General features: G+C 65.9%; 1 protein-coding gene. It reads right to left on the bottom strand.

Going from position 1 to position 826, the window contains the following annotated elements; translation table 11 throughout:
* On the bottom strand, positions 1 to 826 hold an 826-nt coding region (locus NQU54_RS48680; protein ID WP_257636673.1), incomplete at both ends, for an ISAzo13 family transposase.

Here is an 826-nt window from a genome sequence, read left to right as displayed (position 1 = left end):
GCGTTCGCGACCGCGGCGCGCGCGAAGCACGTGCTCGCGTTGAAGTTCCATCGCGGGAGTCAGTGCGTCGATGAGGTCGCTGAGTTGCTGGCGGGTCATGCCGGTCAGCTCCGGGTCCTGCAGGGAATGCGGCGTGAGTTGATGTGATGTGTTCGCCGGCGCCTGGCCCGCTGCGTTGTTTGTGGTCGTCGCCTCTTCGGGCAGTTGGGGGCGGAGAGTGTAGTTCCAGTCGCCGTGGAAGTGGTGCCGTGTGATCGGCAGGGCGTCGATGTCCTCGTCGCTGACCTGGATTCCTGTGGGGTACCGGCCGGTGTCCAGTTCGGCATGCACCGTCAGGCCGGTCTTGGTGGTGGTCGCGGCGATACTCTGGACGATGACTTCGTGGCTGGTCAGGGGCCTGCCGCGCCAGTTCATGGTGATGTGGGAGAACAGCCTGTGCTCGATCCGGTTCCACTTCGATGTTCCGGGAGGCAGGTGGCAGACGGTGATCGCCAGGCCGGACTCGGCGGCGAACTGGGCGAGCTCGGTCTTCCAGGTGCGGGTGCGATAGCCGTTGGAGCCGCCCGCATCGGCGCTGATCAGTAGCCGACCAGCCGTCGGATAGGCAGTCCGTCCGGCGCCGTTCCACCAGCGCCGGATTGATTCGACGGCGAACGCGGCGGTGTCGTGGTCGGTGCCCACATTGACCCAGCCGGTGTTCGCAGTGACATCGTAGATGCCGTAGGGCACGGCCTTGCCCAGCTCACGGTCGGGGAAATCGTGGGTGTCGACTTGCACCGGTTCACCCTTCGGCTCCCATGCGCGGCCGTTGTTCTTGAAGAGGCCG

The organism is Streptomyces malaysiensis subsp. samsunensis (assembly GCF_024519315.1).
In the GTDB taxonomy this organism is placed as follows: Bacteria; Actinomycetota; Actinomycetes; order Streptomycetales; family Streptomycetaceae; genus Streptomyces; species Streptomyces malaysiensis.
Note: the sequence above shows the minus strand (reverse complement) of the source record. Positions and strands in the feature narration are given on the sequence as shown.